The organism is Actinoplanes sp. NPDC021490, from assembly GCF_055562135.1.
Genome location: NZ_JBVHFW010000004.1, coordinates 343,850 through 358,189 on the forward strand (window position 1 = coordinate 343,850; position 14,340 = coordinate 358,189).

The 14,340-nt window shown below is 71.6% G+C and carries 14 protein-coding genes; 7 read left to right on the forward strand and 7 right to left on the reverse strand.

The genetic code is table 11. The features are described from left to right. Positions 1-146: 146 nt before the first annotated feature. Both aceB and ACZ3I4_RS13290 read left to right on the forward strand, forming a co-directional pair. Positions 147-1,694: a malate synthase A gene (gene aceB, locus ACZ3I4_RS13285; RefSeq protein WP_465382145.1), complete on the forward strand. Its 1,548-nt coding sequence runs from the start codon at positions 147-149 to the stop codon at positions 1,692-1,694. After that, a complete protein-coding gene (locus ACZ3I4_RS13290) occupies positions 1,694-2,833 on the forward strand; it encodes a DUF6986 family protein (protein ID WP_465382146.1) in 1,140 nt (379 codons plus the stop codon). The genes aceB and ACZ3I4_RS13290 overlap by 1 nt, the downstream gene beginning before the upstream one ends. A 684-nt stretch (positions 2,834-3,517) precedes the next feature. Here ACZ3I4_RS13290 and ACZ3I4_RS13295 read toward each other — a convergent pair. Continuing rightward, positions 3,518-4,429: an alpha/beta fold hydrolase gene (locus ACZ3I4_RS13295; RefSeq protein WP_465382147.1), complete on the reverse strand. Its 912-nt coding sequence runs from the start codon at positions 4,427-4,429 to the stop codon at positions 3,518-3,520. A 142-nt stretch (positions 4,430-4,571) separates the two neighbouring features. Here ACZ3I4_RS13295 and ACZ3I4_RS13300 point away from each other — a divergent pair, with 142 nt between their 5' ends. Continuing rightward, the gene (locus ACZ3I4_RS13300; RefSeq protein WP_465382148.1) at positions 4,572-4,793 is read left to right on the forward strand and encodes a hypothetical protein; all 222 of its coding nucleotides are present in this window, start codon (positions 4,572-4,574) and stop codon (positions 4,791-4,793) included. Here ACZ3I4_RS13300 and ACZ3I4_RS13305 read toward each other — a convergent pair. The 3 genes from ACZ3I4_RS13305 to allB are packed head-to-tail and all read right to left on the reverse strand — an operon-like array spanning position 4,766 to position 7,401. Further along, complete coding sequence (locus ACZ3I4_RS13305) at positions 4,766-5,089, reverse strand: TfoX/Sxy family protein (protein ID WP_465382149.1); 324 nt, start codon at positions 5,087-5,089, stop codon at positions 4,766-4,768. The genes ACZ3I4_RS13300 and ACZ3I4_RS13305 overlap by 28 nt on opposite strands. A 6-nt stretch (positions 5,090-5,095) precedes the next feature. Beyond that, the gene (gene alc, locus ACZ3I4_RS13310; RefSeq protein WP_465382150.1) at positions 5,096-6,085 is read right to left on the reverse strand and encodes an allantoicase; all 990 of its coding nucleotides are present in this window, start codon (positions 6,083-6,085) and stop codon (positions 5,096-5,098) included. Then, complete coding sequence (gene allB / locus ACZ3I4_RS13315) at positions 6,085-7,401, reverse strand: allantoinase AllB (protein WP_465382151.1); 1,317 nt, start codon at positions 7,399-7,401, stop codon at positions 6,085-6,087. The genes alc and allB overlap by 1 nt, the downstream gene beginning before the upstream one ends. A 45-nt stretch (positions 7,402-7,446) precedes the next feature. Between allB and ACZ3I4_RS13320 the strand changes: the two genes are divergently transcribed. Then, positions 7,447-8,193, forward strand: coding sequence for a hypothetical protein (locus ACZ3I4_RS13320; RefSeq protein ID WP_465382152.1), 747 nt, complete (start codon positions 7,447-7,449; stop codon positions 8,191-8,193). On the opposite strand, the gene ACZ3I4_RS13325 is transcribed toward ACZ3I4_RS13320, so the two are convergent. Continuing rightward, on the reverse strand, positions 8,188-9,249 hold the full coding sequence (locus ACZ3I4_RS13325; RefSeq protein ID WP_465382153.1) for a hypothetical protein: 1,062 nt from the start codon (positions 9,247-9,249) through the stop codon (positions 8,188-8,190). The two genes, ACZ3I4_RS13320 and ACZ3I4_RS13325, sit on opposite strands and share 6 nt — an antisense overlap. Positions 9,250-9,350: 101 nt before the next feature. On the opposite strand from ACZ3I4_RS13325, the gene ACZ3I4_RS13330 reads away from it, so the two are divergent. From ACZ3I4_RS13330 to ACZ3I4_RS13340, 3 genes are all read left to right on the forward strand, one after another. Then, on the forward strand, positions 9,351-10,496 hold the full coding sequence (locus ACZ3I4_RS13330) for a phosphotransferase family protein (protein WP_465382154.1): 1,146 nt from the start codon (positions 9,351-9,353) through the stop codon (positions 10,494-10,496). Positions 10,497-10,608: 112 nt separating this feature from the next. Continuing rightward, the gene (locus tag ACZ3I4_RS13335) at positions 10,609-11,808 is read left to right on the forward strand and encodes an aminopeptidase (RefSeq protein WP_465382155.1); all 1,200 of its coding nucleotides are present in this window, start codon (positions 10,609-10,611) and stop codon (positions 11,806-11,808) included. Then, on the forward strand, positions 11,808-12,647 hold the full coding sequence (locus ACZ3I4_RS13340) for an NAD-dependent epimerase/dehydratase family protein (RefSeq protein ID WP_465382156.1): 840 nt from the start codon (positions 11,808-11,810) through the stop codon (positions 12,645-12,647). Before ACZ3I4_RS13335 ends, ACZ3I4_RS13340 begins: the two co-directional genes overlap by 1 nt. A 25-nt stretch (positions 12,648-12,672) precedes the next feature. Here the strand turns inward: ACZ3I4_RS13340 and ACZ3I4_RS13345 are convergent, their stop codons facing one another. Together ACZ3I4_RS13345 and ACZ3I4_RS13350 are read right to left on the reverse strand one after the other, a co-directional pair. Beyond that, entirely contained in the window at positions 12,673-13,614 is a 942-nt protein-coding gene (locus tag ACZ3I4_RS13345; protein WP_465382157.1) for an SDR family oxidoreductase, read from the reverse strand. A gap of 37 nt (positions 13,615-13,651) precedes the next feature. Further along, positions 13,652-14,275: an NADPH-dependent F420 reductase gene (locus tag ACZ3I4_RS13350; protein WP_465382158.1), complete on the reverse strand. Its 624-nt coding sequence runs from the start codon at positions 14,273-14,275 to the stop codon at positions 13,652-13,654. Between the last annotated feature and the right edge of the window lie 65 nt (positions 14,276-14,340).

The following is a 14,340-nucleotide window of genomic DNA, read 5'->3' on the forward strand; positions in this document are numbered from 1 at the left end:
GCCGCGCCCGCACCCCGCATCAGGTTCGCCCATCTCCGCCGGGACCGCGGAGGTGGGCGAACCTGTTTATCCACAGGCGGTTGCGACGCTCCCCGCCTCCACTACGGTTTGAGGGAAGCCAGCCGCATCGAGGGGAGCCGTCGACGATGACCGAGATCCTGTCCGACCGGGCCGTGGCGTTCGTCGCCGATCTGAACAGGCGTTTCCGGCCCCGGCGTGACGAGCTTCTGCGGGCCCGGGGCGAGCGCCGGGCCGCGATCGCCGCCGGGGAGTCGCTCGGGTTCCGGCCCGAGACGGCCGACATCCGTGCCGCCGAGTGGAGTGCCCCGCCCGCCCCGGCCGACCTGCGTGACCGCCGCGTCGAGATCACCGGGCCGACCGAGCGCAAGATGACCATCAACGCGCTCAACTCGGGCGCCAAGGTGTGGCTGGCCGACCTGGAGGACGCGAACACGCCGCACTGGTCGAACGTTGTCGACGGCCAGCAAAATCTGCACGACGCGATCCGGCGCACCATCTCGCTCGAGACGCCTCAGAAGACATACGAACTCAATGGTGGTCCCTACCCGACCATCGTGATGCGGCCGCGGGGCTGGCACCTCGACGAGCGCCACCTGCCGGTCGACGGCGCTCCGGCCGTGGGCGCGCTGGTCGATTTCGGGCTCTACTTCTTCCACAACGCCAAGGAACTGCTCGAACGTGGCAGCGGGCCGTATTTCTACCTGCCCAAGATGGAGTCCCACAAAGAGGCCGAACTGTGGAACGACGTCTTCACGTACGCGCAGGAGACGCTCGGCATCCCGGTCGGCACCATCCGCGCCACCGTGCTGATCGAGACGATCCCGGCCGCGTTCGAGATGGAAGAGATCCTGTACGCGCTGCGGCCGCACATCTCCGGGCTCAACGCCGGCCGCTGGGACTACCTCTTCAGCATCATCAAATACTTCCGCGACAACCCGTCGATGGTGCTGCCCGACCGCGCCTCGGTGACCATGACCGCGCCGTTCATGCGGGCGTACACGGAACTGCTCGTCTCCACCTGCCATCGTCGCGGCGCGTTCGCGATGGGCGGCATGGCGGCGTTCATCCCCAGCCGCCGCGATCCAGCGGTCAACGAGGTCGCGCTGGCCAAGGTCCGCGAGGACAAGGAACGCGAGGCGGGCGACGGTTTCGACGGCTCCTGGGTCGCGCATCCCGACCTCGTACCGGTCTGTGTCGAGATCTTCGACCGGGTGCTCGGCGACAAACCCAACCAGCTCGACCGGCAGCGCCCCGACGTCACGGTCACCGCCGAGCAGTTGCTCGATGTGGCGGCGACCCCGGGTCAGGTCACCGAGGACGGGCTGCGCAACGACGTGTCGGTCGGCCTGCAATACCTGGAGGCGTGGCTGCGCGGCAACGGCGCCGTGGCGATCAACAACCTGATGGAGGACGCCGCCACCGCCGAGATCTCGCGCTCCCAGGTGTGGCAGTGGATCCACAACGGCGTACGGCTGCCCGACGGCACCGAGATCACGGCGGATCTCGTCGGCCGGATCGAGGACGAGGAACTGGCCAAGATCCGCGAGGCGATCGGGGACGAGGCCTGGGGGCAGAGCCGCTTCGACGACGCCCGCAAACTGTTCGAACGCGTGGCGCTGGCCGACGACTTCGCCGATTTCCTCACCACCGCCGCGTACGACTCGATCGACTGATGCGGCTCACCGGCGCCGACTACGACGACCTCGACGGCCGGCTCGCCGCCCACGACGCGTTCCTCGCGGCGCGCTACCCGGGTGAGCGGGCCGACCGGCAGCCCGTGCACACCGTCTACATCCCGGCCGACCGTCTCGACGGCTTCCGCGAGTGGGGCGCCGAGGCGCTGCGGGTGATGGACGAGCACGACTTCCCGTGGTCGGTGCCGGGTGTCCGCCAAAAACTGGCGAGCGAGCCGATCGAGGACCTGCGGGTCGACTTCGAGGACGGTTACGGCGTCCGCGACGACGACCAGGAGGACGCCGCGATCCGGGCCGCGGCGGCCATCCTGCGTGCCGGCGATCGGCCGCCCTTCCTCGGGCTGCGCGTCAAATCACTCGAGGCCACGACCCGGCGGCGCTCGCTGCGCACGCTCGACCTTTTCCTGTCGTCCTATCAGGACACCGATTTCCTGATCACCCTGCCCAAGGTGAGCGGGGCCGACCAGGTGGCCGCCTTCGTCACGCTGCTCGAGAAGCTGGAGAACGCGTACGGACTGGCCAACGGCACGCTCCGCTTCGAAATCCAGATCGAGCTGCCCTCCGCCGTGCTCGCCGCCGACGGCACCGCCACCGTCGCCCGCCTGATCACCGCGGCCGGCGGCCGATGCACCGGCCTGCACTACGGCACATACGACTACAGCGCCGCCGCCGGCATAGCCGCGGCCCATCAGGCCATGGACCACCCGGTCGCCGACCACGCCAAGGCCGTCATGCAGGCCGCCGCCGCCCAGACCGGGATCCGCCTCTCCGACGGCTCCACCAACATCCTGCCCGTCGGCTCACGCACCGAGGTGCAGGACGCCTGGTCCGTCCACCACCGCCTGGTCAGCCGTTCGTTGGAACGCGGCTTCTATCAGGGCTGGGACTTGCACCCGGCCCAGTTGCCCACCCGCTACGCCGCCACCTACTCGTTCTTCCGCGAGGGCCGCGACATAGCGATCACCCGCCTGCGCCGCTACCTGTCACGCGCCGACAGCGGCATCGCCGACGAGCCCGCCACCGCCCGGGCCCTGGCCGGCTATCTGCTGCGCGGCCTCAACTGCGGCGCCCTCACCGACGCCGACCTCACCCGAGAGGAGCTGCTCGTCCTCCTGTAACCAGCCCCTACGCCAAGCCGGCCCCGTCTCCGCTCATCCCGGATGCCCATGGGGATGCCGCCGCATAACCACCGGGTCGGCGGCCCATACGGAACACAGGCCATGCGGACGTACGCCTCGTCGGGCGGGACGACCGCATGCTTCGCGAACCCGCGGCGCCTCGCGGCCTCAGCGGTGGAAACTGCCATAGCGCGCCTACCGGCCGTGGCGGCGCCCATCGTGCGGCTTCCGGCCCTGGCGGGACCATGGCGCGTCTTCCGGCCGTGGCGGGGGCCCATCGCACGGCTTCCGGCCGTGGCGGGACCATGGCGCGCCTTCCGGCCGCAGAGCGCGCCTTCCGGCCCTGACGGCGCCATCGTGCGTTTCCGGCCGTGGCGAGAGTCCACAGCGCGCTTTTCTCCTATGGCTGGCCCATCGTGCGTCGTCCGGGCGGTGGCGGGGGTTATCGTGCGTCGTCCGGGCGGTGGCGGGGGTTATCGTGCGTCGTCCGGGCGGTGGCGGGGGTTATCGTGCGTCGCCCGGGCGGTGGTGGGGGTCATCGTGCGTCGCCCGGACCGTGGTGGGGGTCATCGTGCGTCCCCCGGGCCGTGGTGGGGCATTGTGCGTCGCGAAGGCACATAGCGCGCGTCTCTTGCCGTGGCACGGAAACGGCCATGGCATGTCTTCCGGTCGGAGCCCTCCATCTCATGCGCTGGACCAGAATTCCGTCATGAGGGTGTTGAAGGCGGCGGGCTGTTCGCGCTGAGGTTCGTGCGCCGCGCCGGGGATCTCGGCCGGCTGGGCGTCGATGCGGTTGGCGACCGAAGTGCAGACCGCCTTCATCACGTCCGCCATCCCGGGCCGGTAGCCCGGGGGGATCGTCTCCCAGCCGCCCCGGACCAGCAGCTTGGGAAAGCCGGCGGACTTCAGCGCCGCCGTGGGCAGGTCGGCCAGCCAGCACGGGCGCTCGTTGAGGGCGGTCCGGGCGGCGCGCAGCAGAAAGGCCTCCGGTTCGGGGCGGGGGCCGTCGCCGAAGACCATGACGATGTACTCGTCGGGGGAGCCCTGACGGGCCCCGGACATGAAACGGCGGCCGTCGTCGATGGCCGCGGCCACGACCGGGGAATCCGAGGCGATCGTGTGGGCGCACGGCTCGATCAGCGTCAGCGACCGCACGAGATCGGGCCGGGCCGCAGCGGCCAGCATCGCGACCGTGCCACCGTAGGAATGCCCCACCAGATGCACACCGTGCGGCCCCGCGGAAGCCATCAGCCCGAGCACGTCGGCCGCATCCACCGCGTAGTCGCTGGTGACCCTGCCGTCCCGGCCCCCGAACGCGTCCGGACGGCCCGATGAGTTCCGGCCGCCGGTGTCTCGGCGGCCCGCACCGTAGTGGTGGCCTGATGTGTCCCCCGCTACGTAGTGGTCAGCTTCGATGGTCAGGTCGGGGCTGTTGCCGAAGCCGCGACGGTCGGGCAGCAGGATTCGGCGATTGCGGGACAACGGCTGCTGGAACTCGAAGGCCCGCAACGCCCACGAGAACGTTCCGTGCACCAGAACCGCCGGCGCTGCCGAGGCCGGGCCGGGCCATTCGACCACGTGGATCCGTTGCCGCATGCCCGCACGTTAGCCAACGCCGCCGCCGAGCGAGGCCCCGCCGAAAGGGTGGCGAGGCTTCGAGTGATCAGGAATCGAGAAGCGGCCGGCTGCTGCCCGGCCCTAGCGTGAGCTGCGTCAACAGGCGCTCAGGAGGTCGGGGATGAAGAAGTGGGTTCGGCAGGCGCACCGCTGGATGGCCGTGCTTTTCACGATCACCGTGATTGTGACTACCGTGGCTTTGGCTACCGGGGGCGAGGAGCTGCTGTGGGTGTCGTACACGCCGCTGCTGCCGCTGGCCGTGCTGTCTTTCTCGGGTCTTTATCTTTACCTGCCGCCGTATCGGGCCAAGCGCCGTCATTTGGAGGGCAACCCGGTCACGTAGTCGAAGGCCTCTTCGAGCCAGGAATCGAGCGCGGCGTCGTCCAGGTGGTCGCCGGCCACCAGGATCCAGCCCTTCATTGAACGGCCGCCGACCTCGAACGGGCGGACGCCGGGGCGGCTTACGGCGGTGGCGATCTCGGGGGCGCCCAGCCGGACGATCAGTTCGTCGCCGGAGACGCCCACGGTCATGTTGCCGTTGGTGAAGAAGGCCAGGCCGCCGAACATCTTGCGCTCGGTCACCGCCGGGTCGGTGAGGCGGTCGCGCAGGCGTTGGGCCAGCACCTCGTCGTAGGCCATGGCCGGTCAGCCGTTGCCCGCGTGCCGGCGGAACTGGCTCTCGAGAAAATCGTCGACCGGGCGGCCGTGGAGGCGGAGACGGGCCATGCCGCCGTCGGGATAGATGTCGAGCCGGGCCTCGGTGGCGGCGCGCTGGGGGCGTACGGGGAAACGGTGTGGGGTGTCGGGACGCAGGGCGGTGCGGGGCAGGATGTCGAACCAGTCGGTGCCGTTCTCGCTGCCGCGGACGGTGGCCCAGCCGGGGGCGTTGCCTTTGAAATGCGTGGTGTCCAGGTCGACCAGGGTGATCTCGGCCGGCGCGGCAAGCCCGACCGTCACCCAGTCGTTGGCGTCGTCGCGGCGGCGTGAGGTCTCCCAGCCGTCGCCCATGTGCAGGGCCAGGCCGGGCATCAGCATGTTTTCGGGGTGGCCGTAAAACATGTTGCTGCACCCGGTGATCCGGGCCCCGTGGGCGAGGGCGGCCACGTCGAAGACCTCGGGCAGCAGCCGCGGGTCGGGTATGACCGTGCCGTGGACACGCAGCCGGGCGACGCCGCCGTCCGGGAAGATCGTCAGCCGTACGTGGGTGAAACGCTTGTCGCTCGTGACGGCGAACAGGTTGCGGCTGTCGCCCGTGAGCGGGGACTTGGGGACCAGCGGGGTCCACTCGGCCGCGGCGAGATCGCCGGGGGCCGGATAGCCGTCGACGGCCAGCCCGTCGATCGCCGCGTGCGGCGGATAGTTGCCAGTGAAGAACGCGGTGTCGACGTCGACGCCCCGGATCACGCCGGGCGCGCCGAGCCGGATGATCGCCACGTCCTGGCCGGGCTCGCGGCGCCGGCGGGTCTCCCAGCCGTCGTACACCTGGCCCTTGTGGTCGAAGGTGCGCGGCGCGAAGACCGGCGGGGTCGGCAGCACCAGATGGTCGGCCGCCGCGAAGAACTCGTCGTTGGCGTGGACGACGCCGCCCCCGAGCGCGCGCGAGGCGAGGTCGGGCAGGGTGACGAAATCCTCCATCAGGCGTCCTTCCGGGTCAGGAATCGGCCGCGCGCCGCGTCGCCGGTCACGGCGTGCCCGCGCAGCCAGGTCGTGCGCACGACGCCCGCCAGAGCCTTTCCCGCGTACGGCGTGACGGGGTTCTTGTGGTGCAACCGGGCCGGGTCGACCAGGAACGTCTCGTCGGGGTCGAACGCGACCAGGTCGGCATCCGCGCCCACCTCGATCCGGCCCTTGTGATGCAGCCCGACCAGGTCGGCCGGCCGGCGCGCCATCCAGTCGGCCACCTCGGCCAGCGTATGCCCCCGGGCGCGGGCCGACGTCCAGATCACCGGCAGGCCCAGCTGCACCGACGCGATGCCGCCCCAGGCCGCCGCGAAGTCGCCGGTGTCGCGTTTCTTGAGCTCGGGGGTGCAGGGGGAGTGGTCGCTGACGACGCACGTGATCAGCCCGTCGGCCAGCGCCTGCCAGAGCCGGTCGGCGTTGGCGGCGTCGCGGATGGGCGGGCAGCACTTGAACTCGGTCGCGCCGTCGGGGATGTGACCGGCGTCGAGGGTCAGATAATGCGGGCAGGTCTCGGCCGTGACCGGCAGGCCCTCGGCCCGGGCGGCCGCAATCAGGGGCAGGGCGGTGGCGGCCGAGAGGTGCAGGATGTGGACCCGGCTGCCGCCGGCGCCCCGGGCCGCGTCGATGGCCGTGGCCACGGCGGCGTGCTCGGCCTCGGCCGGTCGCGAGGCCAGGAACTGCGCGTACGTCGCCCCGCCGGACAGGTCGCCCAGATGGCCGGGGTCTTCGGCGTGGACGACGAACTGAGCCGGGACGGTGCGGACAGCATGCCGCAGCTCGGCGGCCGACAGGGGCGGGAACTCCGGCACCCCCGAATCGGCCAGGAACGCCTTGAACCCGAACACCCCGGCCTCGTGCAGCGCGGGCAGCTCGCCGGCGTTTCCGGGAATGGCCCCGCCCCAGAAACCGACGTCGACGAAGGTCTGCCCCCGCGCCGCCTGCTGCTTGACGCGCAGGGCTTCGACGTCGACCGTCGGCGGCAGGCTGTTGAGCGGCATGTCGATGATCGTGGTGACACCGCCGGCCGCCGCCGCGCGGGTCGCCGACGCGAACCCCTCCCACTCGGTGCGCCCCGGCTCGTTGACGTGTACATGCGTGTCGACCAGGCCGGGCAGCAGGGCGGTCTCGCCCAGGTCGGTGTCGACGGCCGTGTCGAAGACGTCGTCGTAACCCCCGACCGCCACGATCGTGCCGCCCTCGATCGCCACGGCGGCCGCGCACTCGCCACCACCCGTGATCGCCCGCCGCGATCGCAACACCAGCTCGACCATGGCCCGACTCTAGCGGCCCGGTGTGACAAGAAAATACGATCGGATGTGGCCTGGACGACGTCGACCGACGTGCGCGAATTTCTGGACGCCGCGGGCGGCTTTCTGCGCGCGCGGCCCGTCGATCACACGATGCATCTCACTGAGGCCGCCTATCTCGAGGCCTTTCCCACCGGCCGCGCTCAGCTCTACGGCTGGTGGACCTCCGGCCCGGTCGTCGAGGGCGCCTTCCTCCAGGCGCCCGGCCACGCGCCGATCGTCTCGCTGCTGCCGGTCGAGGCCTGGGAACCGCTCGCGGCGCTGTTGCCGGGCGTCACCGAGCTCGGCGTCGACGGTCGTTCGGTCCGGCCGGCGACGGCCGCCTGGCCCGGTCTGGCCGAACGGTTCCGGGTCGCGGTCTGCCGGCAACAACCCTTGCCGCTGCCCTCGTCGGGACGGGCCCGGCGGGCGACGCCCGACGACCGCGACCTGCTCGAATCCTGGTATCACGAGCTGATGGCGGCCCACCCCGGCGATCCGAGCGACCTCGCCTACGTCGTCGACTATCCGTTGACGTACGGGGGCCTGATGCTCTGGGAAGTCGAGGGCGTGCCCACCTCGATGGCCGGCCGCACCCCGGTGATCGGCGGCGTGACCCGCATCGGGGCCGCACACGGACCGCACGCCGACGCTGCCCTCGCCGCCGTCCGGGCCGAGGCCGCCACCCGGGCCGGGGAAGTGCTCGTGCTCACGACGGCCCCCGGCTGCCGCCCGTTGCTCGAGCGAGTCACCCTGGGGGCCTGGAAGGCGCTATGACGGCGGCGCGGCCCGGGCCGCCCACTCGAACGCCTCGCTCGCCGGCAGCGTGCGATTCAGGGTGATCTCGGGTCGCATCAGGGGATAGGTGCGGCCGATGGGCCAGCTCCGGTCGTACGGGGGTGGGTCGAGCACCACCACCCGGTGGTCGCCGAGGAGCGCGATGTCGGCCGGCCGCCCCTCCTGCCAGATGGTCTCACCGGTCGCGTCGGCCAGATAGAACTGCCCGTGGATCGGGGTCGGCGGGGACAGCTCGCCCTCGGTGGCCGCGGCCACCCACGACGGGTCGGGCGGCGTGCCCGGCAGCAGCCCGCGGGCCGGCGGGCCGATCAGGGTGGCGGCCAGCAGCGTGTGCAGCTGGAAGTTGTCGCCCACCCCGCTGATCGTCAGGTCGTACGCCTGCCGGGTCGGCCGGTGCAGCACCAGCAACGGCTCGTCGTCGAGCACCTCGAGCAGCCCGTACAACCAGGCCGCGTCCTCGGCGTGCGGCGTCATCATGGCCGTCGCGGCGGTCAGGCGATCGCGCTGGGGCAGCGCCTGGCGGGCCCGCTTCTGCTGCAGCGGCAGCAGCAGGCTCGGGATCCAGTCCTTCACCGTGAACCAGGCCTGCGTGATCTCGCCGGCCTCCCCGACGCTGAGCCCGGGCTGCGGCGCCGCCTGCACGACGCGTTCGCGCAGCTCGAGGTATTCGTCGGCCGACGTCGGCGCGGTCACCCGGTCGCCCAGCTTGTCGGTCAGCACCCCGAACTGGGCGGCCAGCTCGAGCCCGGTGGCCAGCCGGTCGACCAGCACCGGCAGCACGGGCAACGGGTCGGCGCCCTGCTCGATCAGCCCGGCGACCAGGGTGGCCAGCAGCCCGCCGTTGCCCAGCGCCACTTGCTCCAGCGCCGGGATCAGCGGCAGCAGCGCGGCGCTCAGTTCCTCGGGGCCGGCGTCGGGCAGACGGTCCACAATGGCCCGGTAGCTCCCGGTGGAGGCGCGCGAGTCGAGCCGGATCACCGCCTCGGCCAGGCCGGTGCAGAGCTCGGGCAGGGCGTTCCCGGGTCGTCCGAACATCCGGGCATCGTACGCAAGCCCCGGTGAGCGGCACCAGACCGGAACGTCGCGCGCGAAAATGAGGCGAGCGAGGGGCCGCCCCCACGCTACGGTCTGCGGTCGTGACCCGAAAAGTGACGCTCGTACTGACCGGTCCCGACGGCGCCGTCCTGGGGCAGGCCGAGCCGTTCGAGGCGACGGTCCCGTGGTGGCAGGAAGTGAGCGATTTCGGCCGTGGCGTCCAGGTGCTGCGCCTGCTGCACGCCGACCGGCCGGCGCCACCCGGCGGCCACGTCACCTATCTCGCCCAGGTCACCGGCGACTTCCCGGGCCAGATCAAGCCCCTTCCCTCGTACGAGCTGGGGCCGCACCCCAAGCGGGCCGCGTACGCGGAAGCCGGCGGTCCGGCCGCGTCGATCGGCTGGGCGCTCGCGCACCTTCCGGGGGCCACCGCCCACCAGCAACGCACCTGGAACCTGTCGGCGATCTGGCGGCTCGACGGCCGCGACGGCGCCCCGGTCGCGTGGCTCAAACAGGTGCCGGACTTCTTCGCCCATGAGCCGTACGCGCTGCGGATGGTGGCCGGGGTCGCGCCGCACCTGGTGCCCGAGCTGATCGCCGACGGCGAGCACGGCCGCATGCTGCTGGTCCACGCCCCCGGCGAGGACCGTTACGGCGCCGGTCCCGAGCTGTGCGCCGAGATCGCCGCGGCCTTCCACCCCGTGCAGGAGCACTTCGCGGCCGACCCGGCCCTGCTCGCGGGCATCCCGGACGCCCGCCTGACGGTCGAGCCGTTCGCCCGGGTCGCCGAGCCGCACTACGCGACGATCCCCGGTCTGGGCGCCCTCATCGAGGCCCTGCCCGCCCGCCTCGACGCGATCGCCGCTTGCGGCCTGCCCGACACCCTCGTGCACGGCGACCTGCACCCGGGCAACGCCCGCACCGATGGCACGGGCCGGCTGACCATCATGGACTGGGGCGACTGCACGTACGGCAATCCCGCCCTTGACATTCTGCGGCTCACCGACGGCCGGACGGGTGGCCACGCGCCGCACGACCGGACGCTCGCCGCGTGGGCCGATCGCTGGAAGGGGACCGTCCCCAGCTGTGACCCGCTGCGTGCCGTCGAGCTGATGCGCCCGGTCGCCGCGCTGCGATCCGCCCTCGTCTACGCGACGTTCCTCGACAACATCGAGCCGTCCGAGTGGCCCTATCACGCCGCCGACGTGCCCGAGCGCCTGACCGCGGCGGTGACGGCCTCGCACTGACCGTCGATGTCGGCGAGGTTACTGGAAAGTGCCTTGGCGGTTCCATAAGGAGCGTATGGGGGGCGTAACGGTATGCACACCGGAGCGCCCCGTTTGATCTACCCTGCTCCGCATGGTGCTGATCGAGCGTTTCGCGGAGCTTGTCGTGCGGGGTGGCATCAATGTCCAGCCTGGGCAGGGTGTTGTCCTCCATACCGATACGGCCCACCTCGAGATCGCCCGGGCCGTGACCGAGGCGGCCTACGCGGCGGGCGCGGGCTGGGTCGAGGCGATCTGGACCGACGGGCCCATGCGCCGCTCGGCCGTGCGGCACGCCACGATCGAAAACCTTTCCGCCGTACGCCCGTGGGCGCTGGCCCGCATCGACGAGTGGCGCGACGCCGGGGCCGCCTGGATCCGGCTGCTCGGCGAGGCCGACCCGCACCTGCTCGACGGCCTCGACCCGGCCAAGGTCGCCGCCTACCCGGCCGAGGAGACGCAGGCCATGCGCCGGGCCGTGTTCAACGGCGGCATGCGCTGGACCGTGGTCGGCGCGCCCAACCCGGGCTGGGCGCGCGAGGTCTTCGGCGAACCCGACGTCGAACGGCTCTGGAAAGCGGTCGGCACGGCCATGCGCCTCGACCTCGACGACCCGGTCGCGGCGTGGCAGCAGCGGGCCGACATGCTGGCCGAGCGCGGCCGCCGGCTGGACGCGCTCGAACTGACCGAGCTGCGCTACCACGGCGAGGGCACCGACCTGACCGTCGGGCTGCTGCATGGCAGCCGCTGGAAGGGCGGCGGGCTGGCCGACGCGGACGGCATCCCGTACCTGCCCAACATCCCGACCGAGGAGGTCTTCACCAGCCCCGACCGTCGCCGGGCCGAGGGCGTGATCCGGGTGACCCGGCCAGTCGTCATCGCCGGCCAGGTGATCACCGGGTTGCGCGTGACGTTCGCGGGCGGGCGGATCACCGAGGTGACGGCGGACGGCAACGCCGAGGTGGTGCGCGCGCATCTCGACACCGACGAGGGCGCCCGCCGGCTGGGCGAGGTCGCCCTGGTCGACCGGGACAGCCGCATTGCCCGTACGGGCGTGGTCTTTCACAACATGCTGTTCGACGAGAACGCGGCCTGCCACGTCGCGTGGGGCCAGAGCTTCCCGTTCGCGGTTGCCGGTGGCGGCGAGATGACCGAGCAGCAGCGCGCCGGCCTCGGCCTGAACATGTCCAGCGTGCACACCGACGTGGTGATCGGCGGCGAGGGCATCTCGGTCACCGGGCGCGGCCCGCACGGTACGGTCGAGATCATCCGAGACGACGAATGGGTGCTGTGATGCGGGTTCTCGTGCTGGGCGGCACCGGTTTTGTCGGGCGGGCCGTCACCGAGCTGCTGGACGAGCCGACCCTGTTCAACCGGGGCACCGACGACACCCTGTTCCCCGGGGCCGAGCGGCGGCGCGGCGACCGCGAGACCGGCGACTACGCGTCGCTGGCCACCGGCGAGTGGGACGCGGTGGTCGACGTCACCGCCTACTTCCCGTGGCAGGTCCGCCAGACGATGGACGCGCTGGGCGACCGCGTCCGGCGCTACCTGCTCATCTCGGCACACGCCGTCTTCGCGGGCGCCGGCGACGAACTACGCCCCGCGATCGCCGACGCCCGGCCGCCGCTGACCAACGACACCTACGGTCCGTCCAAGGTGGCCTGCGAACAAGAGGTGCTCGCGCGGTTCGGCGACCGGGCGACCATCGTGCGCCCGGTGAAGGTGGCCGGCCCGCACGACAACCAGTCCGGCCTGACCGACTGGACGCGCGCGGCCGCGAAGGGCGGCCGTTTCGAACTGCCCGGCGACCCCGCGCAGCCCGTCCAACTGGTCGATTCCCGCGACTTGGCCCGCCTCGTACGGCACCTGCTGACCGACGACCGCGGCGGCGCCCACACCGCGGCCGGCCCGTCCACCACCTTGGCCCACTTGATGCACCTCTGCGCCGCCGCGGCCGGCACCGAGGTCGACATCGTGCCGGTGCCCGAGGGCCCGTCCTTCCCCCTGATCAAGCCCCGCAACCTGTGGAACACCCAGAACCGCAAGCCCGCCGAGGGCCAGACGGTGACACCCCTCGAGGAAACCATCCACGACGTGCTGACCTGGGACCGCAAACAAGAATCGCTCTAGCCGCCGGTGTACTTCTCCGGATCCGTCAGCCCGGCGGGAAGTAGTGGCCGTTGTCCAGGTCGGCCAGCAGGCCGGGCTGAGCGGGTTCCCAGCCGAGGAGCCGGCGGGTGACCAGGTTGGACGCCGGGTAGCTCTGGGTGACGACGTTCGCGAGGAAGCCGAAGTGGCCGGGCAGCACCAGTTCGTCCACGGGGACGCTCACGGCGGGCAGGCCCAGGCGGCGGCCGATGGCCTCGGCGAGCGTGCGGAACGGGATGCCGCCGTCGTCGACCGCGTGCCAGTATCGGCCGGCCGGGCCCTTCTCCAGCGCCAGGCGGAACACGGCGGCGGCATCGCGGGTATGCACGGCATTCCACAGGTTCGCGCCGTCTCCGGGATAGCCGACAAAGCCCCTCTCCTTGGCCAGCGCGATCAGTTTCGGGAGGAAGCCGGCGTGGTCGGTCGGGCTGTGTGCGATGTTGGCGATCCGTACGACCGAAGACCGCACGCCCCGCTCGGCCAGGCCGATCACGGTGGTCTCCACGACGTTGCGAGCCCGCAGGGTGCCCTTGTGCTCGTCGCCGCCGGGAAGGGCCGGGTCTTCCTCGGTGGCCGTCCGGCCCAGCAATCCCTGCCCCGGCGAGCCGATACTTCCGGCGGCGACCAGCGGCTTTCCGGTTCCCGCCAGGGCCTCGCCGTAGGCCAGCATGATGGGGACCTCCGCGGCGGCCACGGCGTGGATTCCGCCGGAGAAGAGCAGGTCCTGCCGGTGCGCGACGTGGATGACGCCGTCGGAGTCCGCGGCCGCCTCCTTGAGCCCGCCCAGATCCTTCAGGTCGCCGCGACGCACCTTCGCGCCGAGCGCGGACAGCGCCGCCGCGGCCGTGTCGGACCGGGCCAGGCCGGTGACCTCGTGCCCGGCGGCGATGAGGCCGGCGACGATGTACGAACCGGAATGGCCGGTTCCACCAGTGACCAGAACTCGCATGCTGTTGCTCTCGCGCTCTCTATGAATGGTGGTGTGCTCAGCCGAGATTGCTGACGCCCAGGGCGAAGTTGAAGTCGCCCACGCCGTGGCGGGCCAGGTTCACCATCAGCAGGCCGGCCCCTTCCAGCCAGTGCGCCATCTCCAGGCTTCCGGCATCCAAGGGACGCAGTCCGAGGCTCTCGATGAACGCCGAGACGCTCGCCTTGGCCCGCGCGTCGTCGCCGGCGAAGAACACGTCCACCGGGCGCCCCGCCGCCAGGACGTGGCCGAAGACGGTGTTGAACGCCTTCACGACGTGCGTGCCGGCCGGAGCGGCCTTGGCGATCTCCTGCGCGGCGGATGTTCCGTCGGCGGTGGTCAGTCCGCTCACGTCGGCCTTCATGGGGTTGGTGATGTCGATGACGACCTTGCCGGCCAGCGCGTCCCCGTACTGGGCGACGACCGGCACGGCGCCGGCGCTCAGCACGGCCAGGATGACGATGTCGCCGGCCGGGGCGGCGCCGAATGTTCCGGCGGTGGCGCTACCGCCGAGCGCTGCGGCCAGCTCTTCGGCCTTGGCCGCGTCACGACCGACGACCTCGACGGAATGGCCACCCGCGACCGCGAGCGCGCCAATGGCACGGCTCATATTTCCCACGCCGATAATGCTGATGCCGCTCATGAAGTGCCCGCTTTCCGATGTCGCATTCAGGGGCCGAATTCATTCCGGCCGATCGGTTACCTATT